The 22522-nt window shown below is 44.7% G+C and carries 19 protein-coding genes; 9 read left to right on the top strand and 10 right to left on the bottom strand.

From position 1 onward, the window contains the following. Positions 1 to 69: 69 nt before the first annotated feature. The 6 genes from QYT14_RS17780 (at position 70) to QYT14_RS17755 (ending at position 4013) form a co-directional block, all read left to right on the top strand. Positions 70 to 1230: an acyltransferase gene (locus QYT14_RS17780; protein ID WP_237038779.1), complete on the top strand. Its 1161-nt coding sequence runs from the start codon at positions 70 to 72 to the stop codon at positions 1228 to 1230. 100 nt (positions 1231 to 1330) lie between these two features. Then, a complete protein-coding gene (locus QYT14_RS17775; RefSeq protein WP_237038778.1) occupies positions 1331 to 1588 on the top strand; it encodes a DUF6582 domain-containing protein in 258 nt (85 codons plus the stop codon). Positions 1589 to 1731: 143 nt separating this feature from the next. Beyond that, complete coding sequence (locus tag QYT14_RS17770) at positions 1732 to 1947, top strand: hypothetical protein (protein WP_288326168.1); 216 nt, start codon at positions 1732 to 1734, stop codon at positions 1945 to 1947. 2 nt (positions 1948 to 1949) lie between these two features. Further along, the gene (gene trxA / locus QYT14_RS17765; RefSeq protein ID WP_288326166.1) at positions 1950 to 2426 is read left to right on the top strand and encodes a thioredoxin; all 477 of its coding nucleotides are present in this window, start codon (positions 1950 to 1952) and stop codon (positions 2424 to 2426) included. Between the two features lie 36 nt (positions 2427 to 2462). Then, entirely contained in the window at positions 2463 to 2810 is a 348-nt protein-coding gene (locus QYT14_RS17760; protein WP_237038775.1) for a MarR family transcriptional regulator, read from the top strand. Positions 2811 to 2825: 15 nt separating this feature from the next. Continuing rightward, a complete protein-coding gene (locus QYT14_RS17755; RefSeq protein WP_288326164.1) occupies positions 2826 to 4013 on the top strand; it encodes a class I SAM-dependent methyltransferase in 1188 nt (395 codons plus the stop codon). A gap of 139 nt (positions 4014 to 4152) precedes the next feature. Here the strand turns inward: QYT14_RS17755 and QYT14_RS17750 are convergent, their stop codons facing one another. Genes QYT14_RS17750 through QYT14_RS17740 form a run of 3 tightly spaced genes read right to left on the bottom strand, consistent with a single transcriptional unit; the run spans position 4153 to position 7401 of the window. Continuing rightward, entirely contained in the window at positions 4153 to 4581 is a 429-nt protein-coding gene (locus QYT14_RS17750; protein ID WP_237038773.1) for a SufE family protein, read from the bottom strand. A gap of 11 nt (positions 4582 to 4592) precedes the next feature. Then, on the bottom strand, positions 4593 to 5597 hold the full coding sequence (locus QYT14_RS17745) for a M28 family peptidase (protein ID WP_288326161.1): 1005 nt from the start codon (positions 5595 to 5597) through the stop codon (positions 4593 to 4595). A gap of 46 nt (positions 5598 to 5643) precedes the next feature. Continuing rightward, positions 5644 to 7401, bottom strand: coding sequence for a membrane dipeptidase (locus tag QYT14_RS17740; protein WP_288326159.1), 1758 nt, complete (start codon positions 7399 to 7401; stop codon positions 5644 to 5646). Positions 7402 to 7483: 82 nt separating this feature from the next. On the opposite strand from QYT14_RS17740, the gene QYT14_RS17735 reads away from it, so the two are divergent. Then, entirely contained in the window at positions 7484 to 8392 is a 909-nt protein-coding gene (locus tag QYT14_RS17735) for a phosphate acyltransferase (protein ID WP_237038770.1), read from the top strand. A gap of 14 nt (positions 8393 to 8406) precedes the next feature. After that, positions 8407 to 9471: a butyrate kinase gene (gene buk / locus QYT14_RS17730; protein WP_288326157.1), complete on the top strand. Its 1065-nt coding sequence runs from the start codon at positions 8407 to 8409 to the stop codon at positions 9469 to 9471. Positions 9472 to 10516: 1045 nt separating this feature from the next. On the opposite strand, the gene QYT14_RS17725 is transcribed toward buk, so the two are convergent. Further along, positions 10517 to 10741: a hypothetical protein gene (locus tag QYT14_RS17725; protein WP_288326156.1), complete on the bottom strand. Its 225-nt coding sequence runs from the start codon at positions 10739 to 10741 to the stop codon at positions 10517 to 10519. A gap of 236 nt (positions 10742 to 10977) precedes the next feature. Here QYT14_RS17725 and QYT14_RS17720 point away from each other — a divergent pair, with 236 nt between their 5' ends. Beyond that, positions 10978 to 11919: a PD-(D/E)XK nuclease family transposase gene (locus QYT14_RS17720; protein ID WP_288326155.1), complete on the top strand. Its 942-nt coding sequence runs from the start codon at positions 10978 to 10980 to the stop codon at positions 11917 to 11919. Positions 11920 to 12062: 143 nt separating this feature from the next. On the opposite strand, the gene QYT14_RS17715 is transcribed toward QYT14_RS17720, so the two are convergent. From QYT14_RS17715 to QYT14_RS17690, 6 genes are all read right to left on the bottom strand, one after another. Continuing rightward, positions 12063 to 13304: a DUF2264 domain-containing protein gene (locus QYT14_RS17715; RefSeq protein ID WP_288326154.1), complete on the bottom strand. Its 1242-nt coding sequence runs from the start codon at positions 13302 to 13304 to the stop codon at positions 12063 to 12065. Positions 13305 to 13312: 8 nt separating this feature from the next. Next, complete coding sequence (locus tag QYT14_RS17710) at positions 13313 to 14212, bottom strand: alkaline phosphatase (RefSeq protein ID WP_288326152.1); 900 nt, start codon at positions 14210 to 14212, stop codon at positions 13313 to 13315. Positions 14213 to 14233: 21 nt separating this feature from the next. Further along, positions 14234 to 15445: a glycoside hydrolase family 88 protein gene (locus QYT14_RS17705; RefSeq protein WP_288326150.1), complete on the bottom strand. Its 1212-nt coding sequence runs from the start codon at positions 15443 to 15445 to the stop codon at positions 14234 to 14236. Between the two features lies 1 nt (position 15446). After that, entirely contained in the window at positions 15447 to 17351 is a 1905-nt protein-coding gene (locus tag QYT14_RS17700) for a heparinase II/III family protein (protein ID WP_288326149.1), read from the bottom strand. Positions 17352 to 17561: 210 nt separating this feature from the next. Further along, on the bottom strand, positions 17562 to 19397 hold the full coding sequence (locus QYT14_RS17695) for a RagB/SusD family nutrient uptake outer membrane protein (RefSeq protein WP_288326148.1): 1836 nt from the start codon (positions 19395 to 19397) through the stop codon (positions 17562 to 17564). A 20-nt stretch (positions 19398 to 19417) separates the two neighbouring features. Then, the coding region (locus QYT14_RS17690) for a TonB-dependent receptor (RefSeq protein ID WP_288326147.1) at positions 19418 to 22522 on the bottom strand (3105 nt) is incomplete at its 5' end.

Below are 22522 nucleotides of genomic sequence, written 5' to 3'. Positions count from 1 at the left end.
TTTTGTTGTAAAGTCATGGAACATCTTTAAAAAAGATATACCTTTACGGCTTCAATAAAATTTTCATCTATGAATAACACTAGTACATTATCTACTGCTAAGAATCGTGTAGTTTGGTTGGATGTTGTCCGTTTCGTGGCAATGTTTACAGTGGTTTGCTGTCATTGTGCAGACCCATTTAATTTTTATTCGGGCGAACCTTCTGCCGAGCTTGAACAAATAAAGTTTTGGGGAGCGGCTTACGGAGCCTTTCTCCGTCCTTGTGTTCCTTTGTTCGTCATGATAACAGGGGCTTTACTGTTGCCGGTGCGGGGGGAAGCGTCAGTTTTTTATAAGAAAAGGATTAGTCGTGTATTTTGGCCGTTTCTCATTTGGTCTGTACTTTATAATCTGTTTCCCTGGATTACCGGTTTGTTGGGATTCAAACCGGAAGTGATTCTCAATTTCTTTCCTTATTCGGGCGAAGAGGCTACTCGTCAGGCTTTGAGCGTTTCATTGAAGAATATTGCAGAGATTCCGTTGAACTTTTCTCTTTTAGATGTACACATGTGGTATATCTATTTGTTGATAGGGCTGTATCTTTACTTACCCATTTTTTCTGCATGGGTGGAGAAAGCATCAGAGAAAGCTCAATTATGGTTTTTGGCCGCTTGGGGGATTACCACTCTGTTACCTTATTATTATGAATATGTTTCGCCTTATCTATGGGGTAGCTGTTCATGGAACTCATTCGGCATGCTTTATTATTTTGCCGGTTTCAACGGATATTTATTGTTGGGGCACTATTTGCGCAATAAAGACTGGTCGTTGGGCAGAATCCTGGCTTTTGGAATTCCCATGTTCTTGGTCGGATTTGCGGTGACTTTCTTCGGTTTCCGCCATGTGACTTCTTTGCCTGAATATAGCGATGAACTGCTTGAACTGTTCTTTACTTACAACTCTTTGAATGTAGTTATGATGACGATACCTTTCTTTTTGTTGGCTAAGAAAGTAAATGTGCGCTCGGAATTTGTTCAGAAGTTGTTGGCTAATTTAACAATCTGCGGATTCGGGGTATATATGGTTCATTTTTTCTTCACCGGTCCCGGTGTCCTTTTGATGCGTACCATCGGGGTGCCTATTTGTATTCAGATTCCGGCAGCAGCTATGGTGGCATTTGGCGTATCGTGGCTACTGGTCAACTTGATTCGTAAATTGACAGGCAGGAGTTCTAAATATATAGTAGGTTGAGTCTCTATCGGATAAAATATTGAGTAAGATTAACTTCTTTCTATCCATCTTTCGGGCTTTGTCATCTGTTATCTGTTTAAACCATTCATTTATTATCAATATGGAAAGAAGAGAAATGGCAGGGTCCGATAGATTGGATACCGAAGAACGCAAAGAATTAAGTGATTCTGACTTTGGCTTGCCCGAAGAAAGAGCTTACCCCATGCCCGATGCGGCTCATGTCAGAGCTGCCGAGGCTTATTTTCGTTATGCCCCTGAAGAGAAGAAGCCTGAGTTAGCCCGTAATATTCTGAAAAAGGCAGCTGCATTCGGAGTAGATGTGCAAAGCCCGACGGTGCTGGAATGGGCGAAACAATGACCGGAATAGTGAAGGAAAGTTATTATTTTAATATTTTCCCAAGGAAATTTGTTTTATAGGAAACCAAGAAATACTTTTGGAAAAGTTTCCATTGGAAATAATATATGGTATAGGTACTTAGTTTAATATTAAAAGTAAAGATTATGATGAAAGAGTTTTTTAAGGGGCATGGGTGGACGATTGCCGGCATTGTATCGGGAGCCTTGGGCGGCTTCTTGTACTGGCATTTTGTGGGATGCTCCACAGGAAGTTGCCCTATAACGTCTTCTCCCATTAATAGTTCCATTTGGGGAGCCGCTATGGGAGGATTGGTATTAAGTTCATTTAAAGCGGATAAACAAGTAAAGAAGGAGAAATAATTATGAGAAGAATCACATTGTTTTTATTGGGAATTGTACTGATGTCGACAGCGGCATGCGGAAGAACAAATAGTAATGCTAATTCAGATCGGGTGACTGCGACAGAAGACTCTAAAGCTAAAGTCATTCACTTGACGAAAGCGGAATTTTTGGAAAAGGTATATAACTTTGAGAAAAATCCCGATGAATGGAAATATGAAGGTGACAAACCAGCGATTGTCGACTTTTATGCTACTTGGTGCGGTCCATGTAAAATGGTAGCTCCTATTTTGGACGAGCTTGCAAAAGAGTATGACGGACAGATTGTCATTTATAAGGTAGATACGGATAAAGAAGCTGAATTGACGAGTGCTTTCGGTATTCGCAGCATCCCTTCCATCCTGTTTATACCGATGAGCGGAAAGCCGGAAATGGCACAGGGAGCTCTTCCCAAAGAAGCTTTTAAGAAGGCTATTGATGAGTTTCTATTGAAAAAATAAGTATTTTTGTGCAATAGCTGTTCAAAAGAATAAGATATGGATACATTATGTAAAATCAGAGACCTCTATCGGGCTATTGCATTGTTTGAAGCACGATTTGAAAAGACGCATCACCTTTGTCTGAATGAGGGAATGTTGCTGTGTTGTCTTTCGCGGTATGAGCGATTGTCCTCGGGAGAGATAGCAGAGCAACTGAACCTGACTCATTCGAATACTTCCAAAGTAATCAGGACAGTGGAAGACAAGGGCTATATAGAACGTAATTTGGGGAGTAATGACAGACGGCAGATGTATTTTTCATTGACGGCCGAAGGACGGAAGGTACTGGCCGAAATGGAATGTTGCAAGATTGAAATTCCCGGCTTGTTGAAATCCGTATTATAACAAACAAGATATAACATGAATTTATCGGTAGAAACCCTCCGTTTCATCGAGGAACATAGTCATGATGATGTCCGGGCTCTTGCCTTGCAGGGGAAGAAATATCCGGGTGTGGATATGGCATGGGCTGTGACACAGATATCCGGACGACAAATAGCGGAGCAGAAGGTGCCTTCGTGGTATGCATTGTCCGGATTGCTTTATCCCCGACATTTGTCAATGGAACAGTGCTCGTCCGAGTTGACGGCAAAGTATAAGGCCAATCTGGTGGAAGGGGAGTCTTTTGCTGATCTGACCGGTGGTTTTGGAATTGACTGTGCTTTTATTTCCCGCCGCTTTACACATGCCGATTATGTGGAGCGTCAGGATGAATTATGTGCGCTGGCTGCACATAACTTCCCTTTATTGGGTCTGGAACATATCCATATTCATCATATGGATGGGGTGGACTACCTGCGTAATATGTCTCATGTAGACTGTCTATTTCTGGATCCTGCCCGTCGGGACGGGCATGGAGGTAAGACGGTTGCTATTTCGGATTGTGAGCCGGATATTAGCGCATTGGAGTCATTGCTGGTTGAGAAAGCCGATAAGGTAATGGTAAAGCTGTCACCGATGCTGGACTTGTCTTTAGCTCTGAAAGAGTTGAAAACAGTTAGTGAGGTACATATTGTATCTGTGAACAATGAGTGTAAGGAACTGCTTCTTCTATTGCAAAAAAGCCCCATTTCATCGAATCTTCTTATTCATTGTGAACTGAGTACACAAGCAGGGGAGAGCCAGCATTATGTGTTTACTCAAGAACAGGAGAAGTTATCGTCGTGTCCTTTGGCCGGGCAAGTGGAAACATATTTATATGAACCGAATGCGTCTATCCTGAAAGCCGGAGCTTTCCGTTCTTTGACTCAGGCATATCCTGTAAAGAAGTTGCATGTGAATAGTCATTTATATACCTCTTCCTCTTTTGTGGCTGACTTTCCCGGAAGGAAGTTCAAGGTAGAGTCGGTGACAGGCTTTGGCAAGAAGGAACTGAAAGCCTTTTTGCAGAATCTTGAAAAGGCCAATCTTACTGTCCGCAATTTCCCTTCTTCGGTAGCCGAACTGCGGAAAAGGTTGAAGCTGAAAGAGGGTGGGGAAGATTATATCTTTGCCACTACCTTGTCGGATGGACAAAAGGTCTTGATAAGGGGTAGAAAAGTGAATTAAATACGTGCAGGCCGCGAGAGTTGATTTCAGGCACGAACAACACGGAATCTATAGGGTAAAAGAAATCCGCGTTTGTCCGTGAAGTCTGTACCTGAAATAAATGGAGTGAATCCGTCGGTAGTTTACCGTTCAAACGGTTTTAGCCTTCCATCTTTGTTTTGAATGCCAGGGCATACATACGCATCTGCTTTACCATAGCCAGCAAGCCATTGCTACGTGTGGGTGACAAATGTTCTTTCAGACCGATTTTCTCTATAAAGTAGAAATCGCTGTTTAATATTTCGTCGGGGGTGTGTCCTGATACGACTTTTATGAGCAATGCGATGATGCCTTTTACGATTAATGCATCGCTTTCTGCTTGAAAAATCACCTTGCCGTCTGTCAGGTCAGCCTGTAACCATACACGGCTTTGGCAACCGTCAATCAGGTTTTGTTCCGTTTTATATTGAGGGTCGAGTGGTTCTTGCTCGTTTCCCAAATCAATCAATAATTGGTATTTGTCCATCCAGTCGTCAAAATCACTGAATTCCTCTATAACCTCATCTTGAAGTTCATTTATTGTTTTCATTGTCTTGAATTTTATTTCTCGTTATAAACTACATCCATCACAGTTTGACCGACAGCCTTCAGCGTATTGCGGTCTATATTATCCATTGTATCGTTTATCGTGTGCCAGGTAGAGCCGAAAGAAGAACGCTCGTTATTGGCATCATAATTGATGATGTCTACACATGGGATGCGTGCCAATTTGTTTACATACAAGTGATCGTCGGTTACAGGAATGCCGTCTGCTTTCACGAAATACTTGCCATAGCCCAGTTCATGTGCCTTTTTCCAAATCTTTTTCATTTCGGAACGTGCCGTTTCCGAGGAATAGCCTTCATAATAGAAGGTCGCATCTTTGCCGCCTACCATATCGAGCAAAATGCCGTAACGGGCGTTGTAATTCTGTACGTGGGGGGTACGTGCCCAGAATTGTGAACCCAGGCACCATGTGTCCTGTTTGGGCTGTCCTGTATAAAACTCCGGCGTTCCGTAGTCTTCTGCATCAAAGAATATGATATCGACACCCAGTGTCGGTTCTTTCTGTTGAATTTGACGGGCGATTTCCAGCAATACACCTACACCGCTTGCGCCGTCATTTACTCCGAGGATATGCGTGTGATGATTCTTTGGGTCGGGGTCATTGTCGGCATACGGCCGGCTGTCCCAATGTGCGCAAAGCATGATGCGTTTTTTGCTTTCGGGTTTATAGGCTCCGATGATATTCCGTGCTTTCAGTATGGTTCCGTCCCAGGCAATAAGGTCTGCGCGCTGATTGTAAACCTTGGCTCCAAACTTCTCCAGCTGTTGAGCCAAATACTCTCCACATTCTTCGTGTGCCTTTGTATTCGGTACTCTCGGACCGAAGTCCGCTTGTGTCTGAACGTATGCATAAGCACTGTCTGCATTAAAATCGGGTGCTTTGATTACTTCTTTCTCCACGGCATCTATCCGGTCACTTTTCTTATTGCTGTTTCCGCAAGAAACGACGGTCAGTATGAGCATCAGGAACAGGATGGTTAAAATGTTCTTATTCTTCATATATTTCTCTTTTAAATCTTCCACTTTGTCCGGCTGCAAAGTTACATTATTTTCTTTGTACTTCTTCCATTACCCGCAGGAAGTTTCCTCCCCAGATGAGCCGGATACTTTCTTCGCTATATCTTTCTAACAATAATTGGCGGGTGAAGTTGATGAGCTCCGATGCAGAAGCACAACCGATGATGCCTCCGTCACCGTCAAAGTCGGTACCGATACCCACATGTTCTATTCCCATAATGTTCACCATGTGGTTCAGATGATTGATGGCGTCTTTAATGGTTGCATGGCCTTCTTTCCGCAGAAAACCGTCGTATAGTGTCACTTGGGCTACCCCTCCTTTGGCAGCGAGAGCTTTCAGTTGGGCATCTGTCAAGTCACGCGGATGGTCGCACAATGCACGTGCAGAAGAATGGGAGGCGACAATCGGCTGTGTGCTGATTTCCAACGCATCATAAAAACTTTTTTCTCCGGCATGCGAGATATCTACCATCATGCCTACACGGTTCATCTCTTTAATTACGTCTTCTCCGAAAGCACTGACTCCCAGTCCTTCGGCATTATCGCGCGCCGAACCGCAGATGTCATTATTTCCATTGTGGCAGAGCGTCATATACACCACTCCGCGGTTTCGGAAACGCTCCACATTACTTATATCCTTGCCAACGGCATAACCATTCTCTATTCCCAGCATGATGGCTTTCTTTCCTGCCATTTTCAACCGCAATAAATCGTTCGGCGTATAAGCCAAATCAACAGCTGTACAGTTTTTGGCAACCATCTCTTCTATTTCGTTCAAAATACGGTCGGCTTTGGCGGTAGCTGCCAGCAAAGCCTCGTCGGTACGTTCCAACTGCTTCAGATAGGCTACCATGATTGTGGCATCCAGTCTTCCTTCCGTCATTTTGTGCAAGTCTACTAATATCTTCTTGTCACGGGAAGCAAAATCAATACCCCGGTCAAAGAACATCGGAGTGTCGCAATGCGAATCGAGTGTAATCATACGGCTGTGCAGACGTTTGGCTTCCTGAAAAGAAGCGGCTTCCTTTATCAGCCAGTTAAAGAGTGGCATCATGCATTCGTCACCTCGTAAGATGAAACACTCGGGATGCCATTGCACGCCCAACATTGATTTATATTCGGCAGACTCCATTGCTTCTATAACTCCGTCGGCAGCCCGGGCGCACACACGGAAACCCGGTGCGACCTCTTTTACGGCCTGATGATGGAAAGAGTTCACCGGCAAGGCATCCTTTTCAAATAAATGATGCAGTAATGAGTCTTTTTCTATCTGAACCGAATGTGATGCATAACTTCTTTCTAAATCCTGGTCGTGCTTTATGCGCGTTCCTTCCATTTGTGAGTGGATATCTTGATACAGGCTTCCTCCGAGGGCGGCATTCATTATCTGTATGCCACGGCAAATACCTAATATCGGGATTTGCCTGTCGGTCGCCAACTTTGTCAATAAGAGTTCCTGTCTGTCGCGGTGCGGGTTAATACTGTGGAGTTCCTTTACCGGCTCTTCGCCCATGAAGAGTGGATTGATGTCCGCGCCTCCTGTCAGCAGGATTCCGTCCAATGACTCAAGCGCGTTAATCAAACTGTTAGTGTCATCGAATGAAGGAATGATAAAGGGGACTCCTCCTGCTTTCAGAATGGAAGTAAAATATCCTTCTGCCAAAGTGCACTCCCCATCCCGAAAGTTTCCGGTCAAGCCGATAACAGGTGCTTTCTTGTAGCAGGGGAATGTGCGGTGTATATCATCGTACTCTGCTGAAATGTCAAATGTTTGAAAAGTTTTCATAAGTTAAATTATTCATAGAAACTAAGCAAAGATAGGGATAAATCCAGATTTATTTTTCATATTTGCTAAAAATCTGATGATTATGGAACCTATACAGGACTTTGCCCGATTAATCAGCCGTTTACGTGCGCAGAAAGAGCGTAAACGAGTTGCAGTGGTTTGCCCTAACGACCCGCATACGGAGTATGTTATCATCCGCAGTTTGCACGAAGGGTTCGCCGATTTCCTGTTGGTGGCTGATACTCCCCATTTATTGAATGCCGAATATATCCGGTTGCAGTATCCGGAGCATGTAAAAGTCTATGAGGCGACAAGCCCCGACAAGGCAGCCCAGGAAGGCGTGGCATTGGTCAGAGAAGGACATGCCGATGTGCTGATGAAAGGAATAATCAATACCGACAATCTGTTGCGTGCGGTTCTTAATAAGGAGCATGGCTTGCTTCCCCAAGGAAATGTCTTGAGTCATATTACAGTGGCTCAGATACCTACTTACAATAAATTATTGTTCTTCTCGGATGCGGCAGTAATCCCCCGGCCTACATTGGCCCAGTTTGAGGCCATGCTGAAATACGATTTGGAAGTTTGCCGCCGTCTGGGAATTGCCGAACCGCGTGTGGCGCTGATTCATTGCACAGAAAAGATAAATGAAAAGTTTCCCCATACCCTTGACTATGCTACTTTAAAGGAACGTGCGGCATCCGGTGCTTACGGTTCCATGTTTTTGGATGGCCCGATGGATGTAAAGACAGCTTGTGATGCTCATAGCGGTGAGGTAAAAGGCATCAGTTCGCCGGTAGTGGGACATGCTGACCTGTTGATATTCCCCAATATCGAATCAGGCAATACATTCTATAAAACAGTCTCCCTGTTCGGTGATGCTAATATGGCCGGTATGCTGCGCGGAACCATTGCTCCGGTAGTTGTCCCTTCACGCGCCGACTCAGGTAACTCGAAATATTACAGTTTAGCATTGGCTTGCGTGGCCGGATAAAACCTTAAAGTTATATGAAGATATTTGTCATTAACCCGGGCTCTACTTCCACGAAGTTGGCTCTCTTTGAAGATGAGAAAGTGATATGGGCGGCAGGTGCCCACCATTCCTCAGAAGACTTGCAGCATTTTCATCATGTGAATGAGCAATATGAGTATCGCAGGGATTTTATATTCCGATTGTTGGCTGAGGCCGGCATCCCTATTGAGTTTGATGCAGTGATTGCCAGAGGCGGCTTGCTGAAACCGACTCCGGGCGGAGTGTATGCCATTAACGAACAGATGAAATACGATTTGCTTCATGCACGCATGGAGCATGCTTGTAATTTGGGGGCTTTAATTGCCGATGAAATGGCGAAGAAATGTGGTTGTCCCGCTTATATTGCCGACCCGGAAGTGGTGGATGAACTGCAGCCGACGGCACGCTATACCGGTATCCCCGAGATAGAACGCATCTCTATTTTCCATGCATTAAACAGTAAGGCAGTTTCCCGCAAATATGCCGCTTCCATCGGAAAGCATTATGAAGAATTGAATCTGATTGTAGTTCATTTGGGAGGCGGCATCTCGGTAGGTGCTCACTGTAAAGGCAGAGTGATTGATGTAAACAATGCCTTGAACGGTGAAGGTCCTTTCAGCCCGGAACGTGCAGGCACTATTCCTGCCGACCAGTTTGCCGAACTGTGTTTCAGCGGGAAATATACGTTGCGCCAGGTGAAGAAGATGCTGAACGGCAAGGGCGGCCTGATAGCCCATCTCGGAACAAATGATGTCGCTTCTATTGCCCATAAAGCCGAAACAGGCGAGGAGCCCTATAAAGGAGTGCTGGATGCCATGCTTTATACGGTTGCCAAGCAAGTAGGGGCGATGTATGTTTCTCTTCGCGGGAAAGTGGATGCCATTATTCTGACAGGCGGAATAGCTCATAGCGATTATTGTGTAGGTGCTCTTCGTGAACAGATAGATTATCTGGCACCTGTTGTATTGATTCCGGGAGAGGATGAAATGGGTTCGTTGGCATTCAACGCTTTGGGAGCATTGAAAGGAGAGCTGCCTTTGCAGGTGTATCAGCCGCAATAATACATTCTTTTCAGCTTTCCTCCATGCTTTTCTGTTACCATCCGCAGAATGGGGATCAAAACTTCCCTTTTATCGAAATTGAGGGTGTCAAAACAGGATTAAACCAAAGAAGAACTTTTAATCTGACACTTGAGCATCCTAAAAAAGCAAGAAAAAGAGCCGTATCATTACTCGAAACAGAGTTCGATACGGCTCTAGTCACCCTCGCCACAGGTAGTTGTAGCGAGGGTGATTTCAATAAAAAGGGCGTTTTGACACATCTTCTTTCGAAAGGGTCATTTTTATTTTGACACATCCTCGACTGTTAGTTTATGAGAGTTTCGATACACCCTCATGGGGGTGAGCCTCTATGTACTGTTGCTGCGCTTTGTTCCCTCTGGCATGCCTTGGATTTGTCCAACGTTGTCTTCCCATTGTTCAGCCGGTAGGGGTTTGCATTTCTCTTTCGGCAGTTCTGTTCGAGTAAAAAAGGGAGCTAGGCATTATTCTTGAAGACTTAAAATCTCCATCAAACACCTGTCACCGGATGTTGTCTCCTTCGGTTTTCAAGCGCTCTGCATGCGTTTAGAATTCCCTAAGCCGTTTCATTAGTCGGACTAAGCGTTTTCGTCCTTTCGGTTATGCCCGTCTGTCCGTCGGATTACTACAGACTCCGGCAGTGGACTGTATAGTCCGTTGCAGTGGACCGTACAGTCTGCTACAGTGGACTGTACAGTCCATTGACGGAGACTGTAATAATCTTCCGTTCAAAAGGCCTTGGCTGACCCTAAGAAACGGCTTATACTTCCCTTTGTTTGTGATATGATATTTAATCCCCAAGAGAACAATGTGTGCCCCCCCCAAAAAAAGGGAGTGTGTCAAAACTAAACCAGCCTATCCAATCGTCAGCTGTAGGGGCAGGGTTTGCCTGCCCGAAGACACAAAGTAAACTGTTTTCGGGCGAGCGAACCTCGCCCCTACGAACGAAACGACAGCATTATCCACGTTTTGACAACCCCTTTATTTAGTCTAAACCGTTCTGAGGGTTAGTCAGATGCGATTGTTATTAGTTATACTGATAGTCGATAGTGGATGTTGTTACTACGCCATTCTTATCAGTGAAGGTTACTACCAATGTACCCTTCTCACCGCTCTTCATGTCGGTAACACTTACGCCTTTTGCATCTTTGTTGATTGCTGTTCCTGTCGGAGCAACAACAGTTCCTTTGGAAGCTTCAGTGTTTTTGTATTTAGCTTTTACTTCAGTAGCATTAATCTTAACGGATGTCAACGTATCATAATGGAGAGATCTTGAGGTATTTGGAAAAGACCAAAGAGTTTCCGAAAAAGAACTAAGGCTTTTTCAATAAAACCAAGACTTTTTAGCCAAAAGGGAGCAATCTTTGTCATTATTCTAAGAACCGCTTGTCGGAGCTGCCGGAATCTCAATATTGGAAAAATAAAGTATGTATTCTTTTGGGCGTTCCCGAAAGTATGCGTACTTTTGATTTCAAATAAAAAATGAGTATGTCACGATTCGTCAATCCCTTTACTGACCTGGGGTTCAAGGTCATCTTCGGGCAACCTGCCAGTAAAGGGCTGCTCATCACCCTGCTGAATGAGTTGCTTGCGGGCGAACATCATATAGAGGACCTTTGTTTCCTTGACAAGGAAGACCATGCGGACAATGTGCATGACAAAGGTATCATTTACGACCTCTATTGTCGCACGGACAGTGGCGAGTATATCATTGTGGAGATGCAGAATCGCTGGCACAGCCATTTTTTGGACCGTACATTGTATTATGTATGCCGTGCCGTGGGCAGGCTGACCGAGCTTCCGCCTCCCGATACAATAAAGATACCCGTCGAGAAGGATACGGACGGCATGGTATGTGAAGGTAGTGTCCCGTATGGCTCTCGTTATAGACTGAGTACCGTATACGGCATCTTCCTGATGAATTTCAAGGAGGACGGACTGGATAAGAAATTCCGTACGGATATAGTGCTCGCCGATAGGGATACGGGACGGGTGGTCAACCCCCATCTACGACAAATTTATCTGCAATTCCCTTATTTCAATAAGGAACTTGCTGAATGTGAGACATTGTATGATAAACTAATGTATGCATTGAAGAATATGAATGACTGGAACAGAATGCCGGATGCACTGAAGGAACAAGTGTTTAAGTACTTGGACCAATTGGCCGCTGTTGCCAATTTATCGGAAGAAAACAGAATAGCTTATGACAAGGCGGTGGACCGCTATCGGGTAAGCCGGATAGTGGAAGAAGACATTCGTAGGGAAGCTACAGAAGAAGGAATGAAAGAAGGGATGGAAAAAGGGATGAAAGAAGGGATGAAAAAGACCCAGACGGAAACGGCCCGCAAAATGAAGAGTGACGGAATCCCCTTTTCTACGATAGCCAAATATACAGAACTGTCGATAGAAGAGATTGAACAATTGTAAATCTCAGCTAAGGTTCGCCTAAAAGGTTCTACAACGGAGAACCTTTATTCTATCCGTGGCTGAGGGACATAAAAAAACTCCTCACTATTTTCACAAACAATGAGGAGCGCTATGTTAAAACAATATTATGTTAAAGTCAATCTTTATTCGGTTCTGAGTGAATGATGTCCATCGATGGGGAAGGGTTGTCCACTCCATGCCTTTTGTGAAGTCCAAGGTTCGGCAGCATCTTTCCAGAACGGATGGTCGGCTGGCAGACCTAGTGGCATGAATACCAGAGAGGTCATATACAAGCTGCCATTGTTAGTGTAATAATTGGAAAGGTCAGGCTGATGACCGGCAAATCCCAATTGCAGGAATCCTTTTTCGTTGAAATTACCTTCCACTTTGAACATGTTGTTCATTACGGCAGTCAATGCACTGCGCACCTGGCCGTTACTCAATCCTTCGGGCAGTCCGTATTTCCATGCTGCCATGGCAAGTGTTTGGAAAGCTCCCATACGGTAAACCACTGAACGGCCGAATGCGGGATAAGTGCCTTCGGGAGAAATAAGACGCTCCATAAACACATTGAAACGTTGCATACGTTTGATGGCCAGTTTGGTGCTGATAGGAGTCCAGAAACGATGTTTGTTCAGTACTTCCAGCATCTCAATATACATGGGGTGAATAACGTAGGCATTGTAATAGTCGAGCGAGAACTCGGCACCGTCTGAGTACCAGCCGTCGCTTAAATACCATTCGTTAATCTTGTTGGAAGCAACTGTCAATACATATTGGTCGGCATCTTCGCCTACCGACATCAGGAATGCTTCAATCAAGCCACGGAACAATAACCAGTTGTTATATGCCGGACGTACGATTTTCAAACGCTGGAAACGTTCGATATAGCGTTTCTGAGTTGTTTCGTCCAGCAATTGCCAAGTGGCTTCGGGTGCACGCAGGAAACTTTCTGCTATATAGGCAGCGTCTACCAATCGTTGTGTTGACTTGGTTTCCCACAATAAGAAGTCGGGGCTGTCGGGGTCTATGGCATTCTTGTATGAGAGTACTGCCCATTCGCGTATCTGCTTACGCATCTTTCCTTCTTCGGTATCATCGTCCGGCAGTGCCAGCCAAGGTGAAATGCCGGCCATCAGTCGGCCGAAAGTTTCCATATAGGCCACACGCTTGTCGCGTCCGTCCCAAGTGGGGCTGAGCTCGAGTTGCATATTTTTCTGAAGTTCACCCTTACTCATGTTTTCAAGTACTGGAGCGGCTATGCGGTAGCATAATTCCACCCATTGCTGGCGATCGTTGGTCGGTGCCGGAGTTTTCTTTTTGGCAGACGTTGCTGTCAGGAAGAAAACAGATATTAATGCTAAAGTAATTAATCGTAGTTTCATGTGGAGTCTTATTTAAATACTTGTTTCATGGCGCGTCCTGTCCATACTTGTGGCTGTTCTAATCCGAAAATGTATGCCATGGTAGCAGCGACGTCATATTGCACCATGCTTTCTTGGAATTCTCCTGTTTTTTTTATGTTCTTTCCTGTGATAATAAAAGGAGTCTGCATCTCGGCCATTGTTTTTCCGCCATGACCTTTCTTGATGCCTCCGTGGTCTGAAGTAACGATAAAGATAGTGTCGTCATACATACCTGCTTCTTTTACGGCTGCCACGATACGGGCAATGTAACCGTCCAGTTCTTCCAGTTTGCTGTAATAAGCCGGGGTGTCATGACCTTCCTTGTGTCCTACGTGGTCGGGATTGTCAAAGCAGATGGCTACCAATGACGGTTTGCTCTCTTTGATGTATTTCTCGGCCATTTCGCACAATGCGGTCGGGAATTTGTTATAGTCCGGCGCTACGGCATGATAGTTGGTAGAAAGTGTGTCAACCAGGAATTGGATACCTGCCCACTCGCTCAATACTCCTATTTCGGCCTTTGGATTGGCGTCACGGTAGATTTGGAAGATAGTGGGGAAGATGTTATTCTTCACGATAACGCGTGAAGGCAGTTCGGGTGTACGTGACCCCCATTCTGTATATCCGTGAACTTCGGGACCGGCTCCCATGAACATAGATGCCCAGTTTACTGCGCTCGATGAAGGGAGTACCGTTCTTTTCTGCATGGTATAGCATCCCGATTCCATCAGTGATTTAACGGTTGGCATATTGGCTTTGGGCATACTGTATGCTCCCCAACCGTCAAGACCGATGTAGACTACATGTTTTGCTTTGGGTTTTGCAGCATAGCTTGCCATTGAAAAGCATCCCAACAGTAAGAAAGCTAGAATTAAGAATTTCTTCATTATATTTATTTTTTATGGTTCTTATTTCTCAAGGTCAACTTTACGTTTCAATGCTTCCAGATAATAGTAGTCGGCATAGTTCAACGGTACATCGATTTCGCTGTTGTGAGGAATACTTCCCACACTGTGCATCAACAGGAAGCGTCCGTTTTCGCCCAGAGGTGCGGTATAGTCTGCTGTAGCAAGTGATTCCATTATCTTGTCGGCATATTCTTTATAAGATTGCGGGTTCTCTACGGGATATGTACAGATTTCGTACAAGGCAGAGGCAATAACGGAAGCAGAAGAAGCGTCACGCGGTTCGTTCGGGATGTTGGGAGCATCCAAGTCCCAATAAGGAACAAGGTCGGCGGGCATATTCTTGTGATTCTTCATAAATTCGAAAGTCTTAAGTGCCTGATCCAGATATTTGCGGTCTTTGGTTTCGCGGAAACATACTGTGTAACCATAGATGGCCCATGCTTGTCCTCTTGCCCATGCTGATTCGTCAGCATAACCTTGTGCAGTTTGGCGGTGACGCACTGTTCCGTCTTCTATGCTGTAATCGATGACATGGTAGCAACTGCCGTCGGGACGGAAGTGTTCTTGAAGAGTGCGGTCAGCGTGTGCCACGGCTACATTGTAGAAAGTAGAGTCGCCTGAAAGTTTGGTGGCTTCAAACAATAATTCAAGGTTCATCATATTGTCGATAATCACCGGACATTCCCATCCGCGTTGTGACTGCCAGCTGTTGCCTTTCACGTCCCAACTCTGGATGACTTGCGGTTTTTCACGGAAACGAGTGCAAAGTGATTTGGCTGCCTGTATCATTACATCTTTGTATTCAGGGTTCTGATTGATGCGCAGACCGTTACCGAAGCTGCAATTGATAATGAAACCTATATCGTGGTGCCAAGTGAGGTGTTGTGCTTCGCTGATGGCTTCAGTATATTTTTGTGCCAAAGGAAGCAAGGTCTGATCGCCGGTCAGTTCGTACAGATACCATACACTGCCAGGGAAGAATCCGCTGCGCCAGTCCGCCGGACCGCAATAATATACCCCTCCCTTGCTGTTAAGGGTAACAGGGTTGAGGCATTTCCCGCTAGCTTCAATTGTATCTATTTCCAGACCAATCTGCGCACGTGCGTTTTCGATAACTTGTTCCGACCAAGATTTTTTGGCGGGTGTTGTAGTACATGAGGTTGCAGTGAACAGAGCTGCACATCCCAAAAGAATTGAGGTTCTTAATTTCATATTATAGTTTTTTTATAGTAAATGAATAGTTCCCTTTATTGATTTGTTGTTTGGCTTTGAATGACAGACGGTAGATGGTGTTTCCCCATATCTTGGACAGTCTGATGTCATCCAGCTTTTTGGGTTCTACGGTCAGTTCAAACAAGGCGGCATCATAGAGCAATGCTGCTTTTACATTGTTGACGTGAATGATTATTTTCCCTTTTTCCGAATGGTCTATTTCGCCCCAAGTCATAAAGTTGACTATATTGGGAGCTGTCGCTTCTTCCAGCTCGAAGGAGTCGTTGATACGGGCTTGTTTGCCTTTTACATGGTATGAGCGTATCCATCTCTTCACTTTGGCTTCTTCGGGATAGGCAGTGGCTATATTGGCTTCGAAGCTGTTCTTTCCGGCTTTTACTTCGGTGGCTTTATATTTTTTTCCATATTTTTCGGGCACACCGTTTATCATCGGGAGGTTGTGATAGTTGCTCTGCATAGTCCAGATGGTATAACGCTCGCTGCTGAATGTCTGGCGAGTGTAAGTGCCGACACCGGCATCTATCAAAATCGGTGTTTGGTTCATCCATACCGAGCAGGTTCCGGCATCGTTGTGATTATGGCTTTCGTCATTATATCCTCCTTTTGCAGCCAGGAACAATCCTTCTTTGGTAGAGAGATAGCAGAACTCCGTTTCGGGATACCAAGTAGAAGGACGGTTCTCATGGCGGGGCTCTGTTTGCTGCAACTCTTTGTCGATAGCAATGGAAGCAAGGGTGCGGAAAATATCGCGTCCGTTGTTGGGCGAAGATTTCGGTTGATGCATCAAGGCAGCGAAACCTTTCAGTTCATCACTGTTTACAGCCTTGCCGAAACGGTAGATAAGGTATGAGTTGCCTTCTCCGCGTGCCGATGCATCGGCAAAGTTCACTACCCATCCGTTACCTATATAAGAACGTGAGATATACTCACCCATGTTTTTAATCATCGGTTCATTGAAGATATTTACCTTCCCGCCTGTAATATCCGAAAGAAGTTCGAGATAATCCAGCGTCTTTCCGGCTGCGTGTCCCCAGTAGGAAGGTCCTTCTTCGCAAGCTCCGTCCGCTTTGATATAATTGAGGAATTTATCTACTGATTCCATTGTCAGATAGACGCCCTTGGCCAGTGTGTCACGGTCGTCTTCAAGAAGCATGAAGCACATCAAGGCATTGCTGTTGCACCATGGATTCCAGTTGTTGAGCATACGTCCGTTGTAGTTGCGGCCCATCCACCAGAATGAATCATTGTTCATATATGGGTCGAGAATGCGGGTTTGAAGCTCATGACGCAGGCGGCGTGATATCTCAGGGTCTACCTTGTCAAATGATGGGCGCATAAAATGGTAAGTCCATGCGAGGAGCCCTCCCAAGTCACCGGCAGTAAGGTCGATGACAGGATAGTCGTATGCGGGCAATGCACGATGAGTGGGCTGTAAGATGATGTGTGCGGCCAATGCCCATGAAGTCATCTCGCAAGCATTGAATACTCCGTTGATGAGTTGGTCGATAAATCGTCCTTTACCTTCTGCCAACTCAGCCATAAGAAGGTCGGCAATGGCGCTGTTGTTGGCACCGAAGGGGTTTTCCATCACTTGACGGTTACCAGTGCGTTCGAAAGCAAGGTAATCGGTGGCTTTTACTACTTGCCACTGATAATTTAGTCGTTTTTCTCCACGGCGGATATATTCGTCTTTGAATGTTCCCAAAAAACGGTCCCAACCGGCACGGTCATTGTAATCGGGATAAGTCACCCATTGGCGGTCTAATACCAGTATTTCTTTTAACCGGTTGATGTCGGCTTGCTTTTGGAGCAGGTCGCGTTCCGTGTATGCGTATGTGAGTGTAACACATAATAATGCAAGTAGTAATAGAGTTAGTTTCTTCATCGGTATATAGATTAAGATATTTATCACACTGCAAAAGTGCGAAAAAAGAATAGTGGCAATACTCTATTTTTGTCCTTAAAACATGTATATATTTTCCATAAAGGCTGAAAAACAGTCTATTTTCGGATATGTATAAAAAAGCCGTCTCAAATATGACTTTGAAACGGCTTATTATTCAACAATACTTTTTACCTTGAAAAGACTGGACTATTACCAGCCCTGATTCTGTGTCAGGCTTGTATTCATATCTGTTTCATGTTTAGGTATCGGCCATACATAGTATTGGTCTCCACCCCATGTCCAGTTGTAAGTTATAACACCCCAAACGTCTTTCATACCGGCAGTACCGTCAGCGTTATTGAACTTGCTTTCTTTCCAGGTTTTCCAACGAATTTCTTCATAGAAGGAAACACCTTCACCGGCAGTTTCCCAACGATATTCGTTCTGGATACGAGTGCGCATATTGTCTTGCCCGCTAACCTGTGTTGCAGCATTGCTGTTCAAAAGGGCTACACCGGCACGTTCACGTACAAGATTTACTTGTTCGATGGCTTCAGCAGTCTTGCCTTGTTCGTTCAGCGCTTCTGCCAATCCTAATACGACTGTTGCATAGCGGATGATAGGCAAGTCAATCGGAGATTTTTCACGGTTGGTCATTTCGCTTGAACCTTCGGCTACAAACTTGCGGAACAGATAGTACAAGTGGCTCTGTGTATCGGTACGGAGGTCGAATGGAGCGTCAGTATCTGCACCATAGTACGGCCAGCGTGAAGTAAAAGTGTGGTCTACACTGTTACCCGAACCATTGTAGGTAGCATACGGAGTAATGATAGTCTGTGCCAAACGCGGGTCACGGTTTTCGTAAGCGGCTTTGATACGTGCTTCATTACCGGCCGGCAAATATAATGCTTGTGCGGCAGCGCTCAGTTTGCTCAAACGGCTTTCCACTTTTTCCTTAATATCTTTGATTGCTTTGTCAATGTCACCTTCATAGCCTAATGAAAGAAGCTCAGCCTTCAATACATCTGCATCTGTATTGCGCAGGAAGAACACTTCACGATCTTTGAGATCCATGGATGAGTATCCGGGAAGATAATCATCCCAATTGAACTTGCTGCCGTCTACATTTTCATAAGTGTCAACGAAGTCGGTGCTGGCCAAAATGGTATTCCAGCAAGAACCGAATGTTGTACGACCACCGTAACGGAAGCTCATTGAGTTACCGTCAGCACTTCCATTGTTGTCGATACATTGCAATGAGAAAATAGCTTCATCACTTTGTTCGTAAGCTTCTTTGAAGAGTTGTTTATAACCTCCATCGAACAACTTGTGTCCCATGTTTCCTACTTGGCGGAAGTCAGATTCAGCCTTTGCCCATTCTTGCATCCACAAATAAACTTTACCGCGCAATGCGTAAGCAACAGATTTGGTTATATGTCCCCATTGTGCATTACCGGCAGCAATACGGTCGGGCAATGTCGGCTCGTTGATGGCATCAGTTAAGTCTTTGATACAGCCTTCCCATACTTCCGCTTCACTGTTGCGTGGCTTTTTGGCTTCTGTTACAGGGATAGGTTCGTCATAGTAAGGAACACCTCTGAAAACAGCATTCAATTTATAGTAGAAGAATGCACGCAACACTTTAACTTCAGCAATTAGTTTGTTTTTAAATGCATCGGGAACCGGAGCCTCAGCAAGATGCTGGATAGCATCGTTTGCACGTTGGACTCCTTCATAGTGTTGTCTCCAATAGTCTGAGAAAAGGTCGGAACCGATAGATGCTGTTCCTGCCAGAATAGGGTAGTCATTATCACGGCAGCTACCGCTTGCGCAGAATGCCTCCAGTTCGTATGCCTTCTTTGCAACATAGTCTTCGCGTAGCTCGCTGTACACACCGGCTACACCCAGTTCGCAAAAGTTTTCATTACTCCACATGGAGTTTGATGCCGCTTTGTCATAGGGCACGGTGTCCAATAAGTCACCCCGGCAACTGCTTAAAGCTGTTACCGCAGCTGATAATATAAATAATTTTGTAAATAGTTTCATGAGTTCGTATCTTAAGGTTATTAGAATGTTATGTTAGCACCGATGGCGATACTTCTAAATGGAGAGTATCCCATGCCGGTTGCTGATTCCGGGTCCTGACCTTCGAAAGAAGTGATTGTCAGTAAGTTTTCTGCAGAAACATAAATACGTGCATTCTGCATTGCTACTTTTGTTACCCATTTTTGTGGCAAAGTATAGCCTAAAGACAAGTTCTTCAGTTTGATATAGTCACCATTGTACAACCAGCGGTTAGATGATGCATTGTTCTGAACGTTGCCGTCAAGGTAAGTCATACGCGGGTATTTACCATTGATGTTTGTACGTGGGTCATCAGGATTGCTCGGATCATAGAAATAGTGGTCGTCTGCAATGCGCTGTGCGATGTTGTTACCCCATTCTGTCTTGGCAGCGTTGTAACCTGCTGTCGGACCCCAATAGATGTCGAAACCGGCAGCACCTGCCCATACCATTGAGATATCAAATCCGTTCCATGCAGCAGAAGCCTGGAAACCGAAGTTGTATTTCGGAGTCTTGGAACGTCCCTGGAATTCTTCGTCGTCAGAGTCACCATATACACCGTCACCGTTAACGTCGGCATAGATGTAGTCACCATAGTAGATATTAGCTTTACCGATTGAGTTACCCGGTTTGAATTTGTAACCTGCATCCATCATGGCTTTTACCCAGTTCATATCTTCTTCCGTACGAATCATACCACCTTTAGGACCACCTGCCGGATTTACAGAACCGTCTGCATTGAAGTATTTACCATTTCCTTTATATACACTGCGATAGCGATATTCGTTTAACATGTGACCTTCTACTACTGGAGAGTTACCGCCGGATGAGGCTTTTCCGATATTGTCTGTCCATTTACCACCAGTCAATGTATTGGTCGGATCTTCTACCCATGTTCTGGTATATTCACCGTTGTACTTGTCTACCTTATTTTTATTATAAGAGAAGTTACCGCTTACAGAATATTCTACCTTTCCGATTCTGTCACGCCATCCTAATGAAAGTTCGAAACCGTCATTGCTTACTTCTGCAATATTCTGGCGGGGAGCCTTCACATTGACACCGTCACTGTTGTTATGGTAACCCAAAACGTATTCCATGGCAGGACGATACAAGATACCGGAAGTCATCTTATGATAAATGTCGATTCCGACAGTCAAACGGTTGTTCAGCAATGCAGCATCAATACCTAAGTTGGTAGTGGTTGTTGATTCCCACTGCAACAGTTCGTTGGCATAAGCTGTGATAGCCAAACCTGAAACCAAGCTGTTACCAAATACATAGTTACTGGTTCCGTAAGCTGATTGGTATTCATAGTTACCGATTTCAGAGTTACCCAATTTACCCCAAGACAAACGAATCTTCAAGTTATCCAACCATGAACGGGTTGATTCCATAAACGCTTCTTCAGAGATACGCCATGCACCTGACAATGATGGGAAGAAGCCCCAACGGTGGTCTTCGTGGAAACGTGAAGAACCGTCATAACGGAAGTTTGCCTCGAACAAGTAGCGTGAGTCATATGCGTAGTTTACGCGGCCGAAATAAGAACGAGTGGCATAGTCCTCAGTAGAACCGCCGATACTTGTCATTTCTGTAGCTTCACTGAACTGGTTCAATGATTCGTCAATCAAACCTTTCTTGGATGCATTAACCTTATAATAGTTCTTGTAGAATTCCTGATAACCCAACAATGCAGAAACATCATGCTTCTGAGCAAATGTGTGGTGATAGTTAATCAGGTTCTCCAATGTATAAGAATAGTTTGATTCATAGTCGAAACTAGTGCTCAACTGTGAGGGTGGAGTAATACCGTCAACAATTACACCGTCACTGAAACGTGTCTGATAAGCAGGCACACCATGTTGGCGTGTTTCATAAATATAGCGGTTATAGTTGAAGTTGAAATCCCAGCTCAAATCTTCAAAGAATTTGATTTTGCTGAACAAAGTGGTATTGAAGCGGTTATAACGTTTGAAACCGTCGTTACGTGCCAACTTGTATAACGGGTTATTGGCCGTAGCACGTTCGTCAGGACATTCCGGATAACCGTAGCTACCGTTCCAGTAAGGATAAGTACCGGCTGTAGACTGGCGCAGGAAGTTATTCGCATTTGAAAAGTCACCTACTTCACGATCCATCTGTGATGCATAAGTACGAGTACCTACCGTTAACCATTTGGTCGGATTAGCTTCAATGTTGGCACGCATTGAATAACGTTTGTTGGCAGTATTATCTACCACACCTTCATTATCCTGATAACCTGCAGACAACAAGAAGCGAATTTTGTCAGAACCACCGGATACGGACAAGTTATGGTCATGGATTACACCACCCGAGAATAATTCTTCGGCCCAGTCGGTATTCGGATAAGCAATGTAATTGGGCACACCGTTTTCGTTCAGACCATTCGGATCTTTAGATTTCTCACGCCATAAATCAATGTATTTCTGGTCGAACAAATCATCTGACTTTCCTACATTTCTATATGATTCATTCATCAACTCCATGTAATCAGCATAATTACTCATCATTTTAATCATACGAGTTGGGCTGTTGAATGAGATGCGGCCGCTATAGTTGATGTTGATTTTATCACGTGTGCCAGCCTTGGTAGTTACTAAGATAACACCATTGGCAGCACGTGCACCATAGATAGCACAAGAAGCAGCGTCCTTCAAAATAGAGATGTTTTCAACGTCCAGAGGGTTTACGGCATTCAATGAACCTTCCATACCGTCGATAATAACCAACGGAGATGCAGTATTCATGGTACCGACACCGCGAACGCGCAGAGTAGTGTTGTCTTCACCGGGCATTGCAGAACCTGATGATGCTTGCAAACCGGGGCTCAAACCAGCCAATGCAGAAGACACAGTAGTGATGGGACGAGATTTAGTTTGTTCCTCGAAGTCCACGGAAGCAACCGCACCGGTTAGATTTACTTTTTTCTGTACACCATAACCAACAACTACCACCTCATCCAAAGTTTCGGAATCTTCCTCTAACTTTATAGACAGGTTATTTGTTGTGCTTGTAATCTTTATATCCTTTGTGACGTATCCGATATATGATACTTGCACGATGCAGTTTAAAGGGACGTTTAA

The sequence above is a fragment of the uncultured Phocaeicola sp. genome (genome assembly GCF_948499155.1).
In the GTDB taxonomy this organism is placed as follows: Bacteria; Bacteroidota; Bacteroidia; order Bacteroidales; family Bacteroidaceae; genus Phocaeicola; species Phocaeicola faecalis.
The sequence above is the reverse complement of the archived record's forward strand: the minus strand, read 5'-3'. Positions and strand labels throughout refer to the sequence as shown.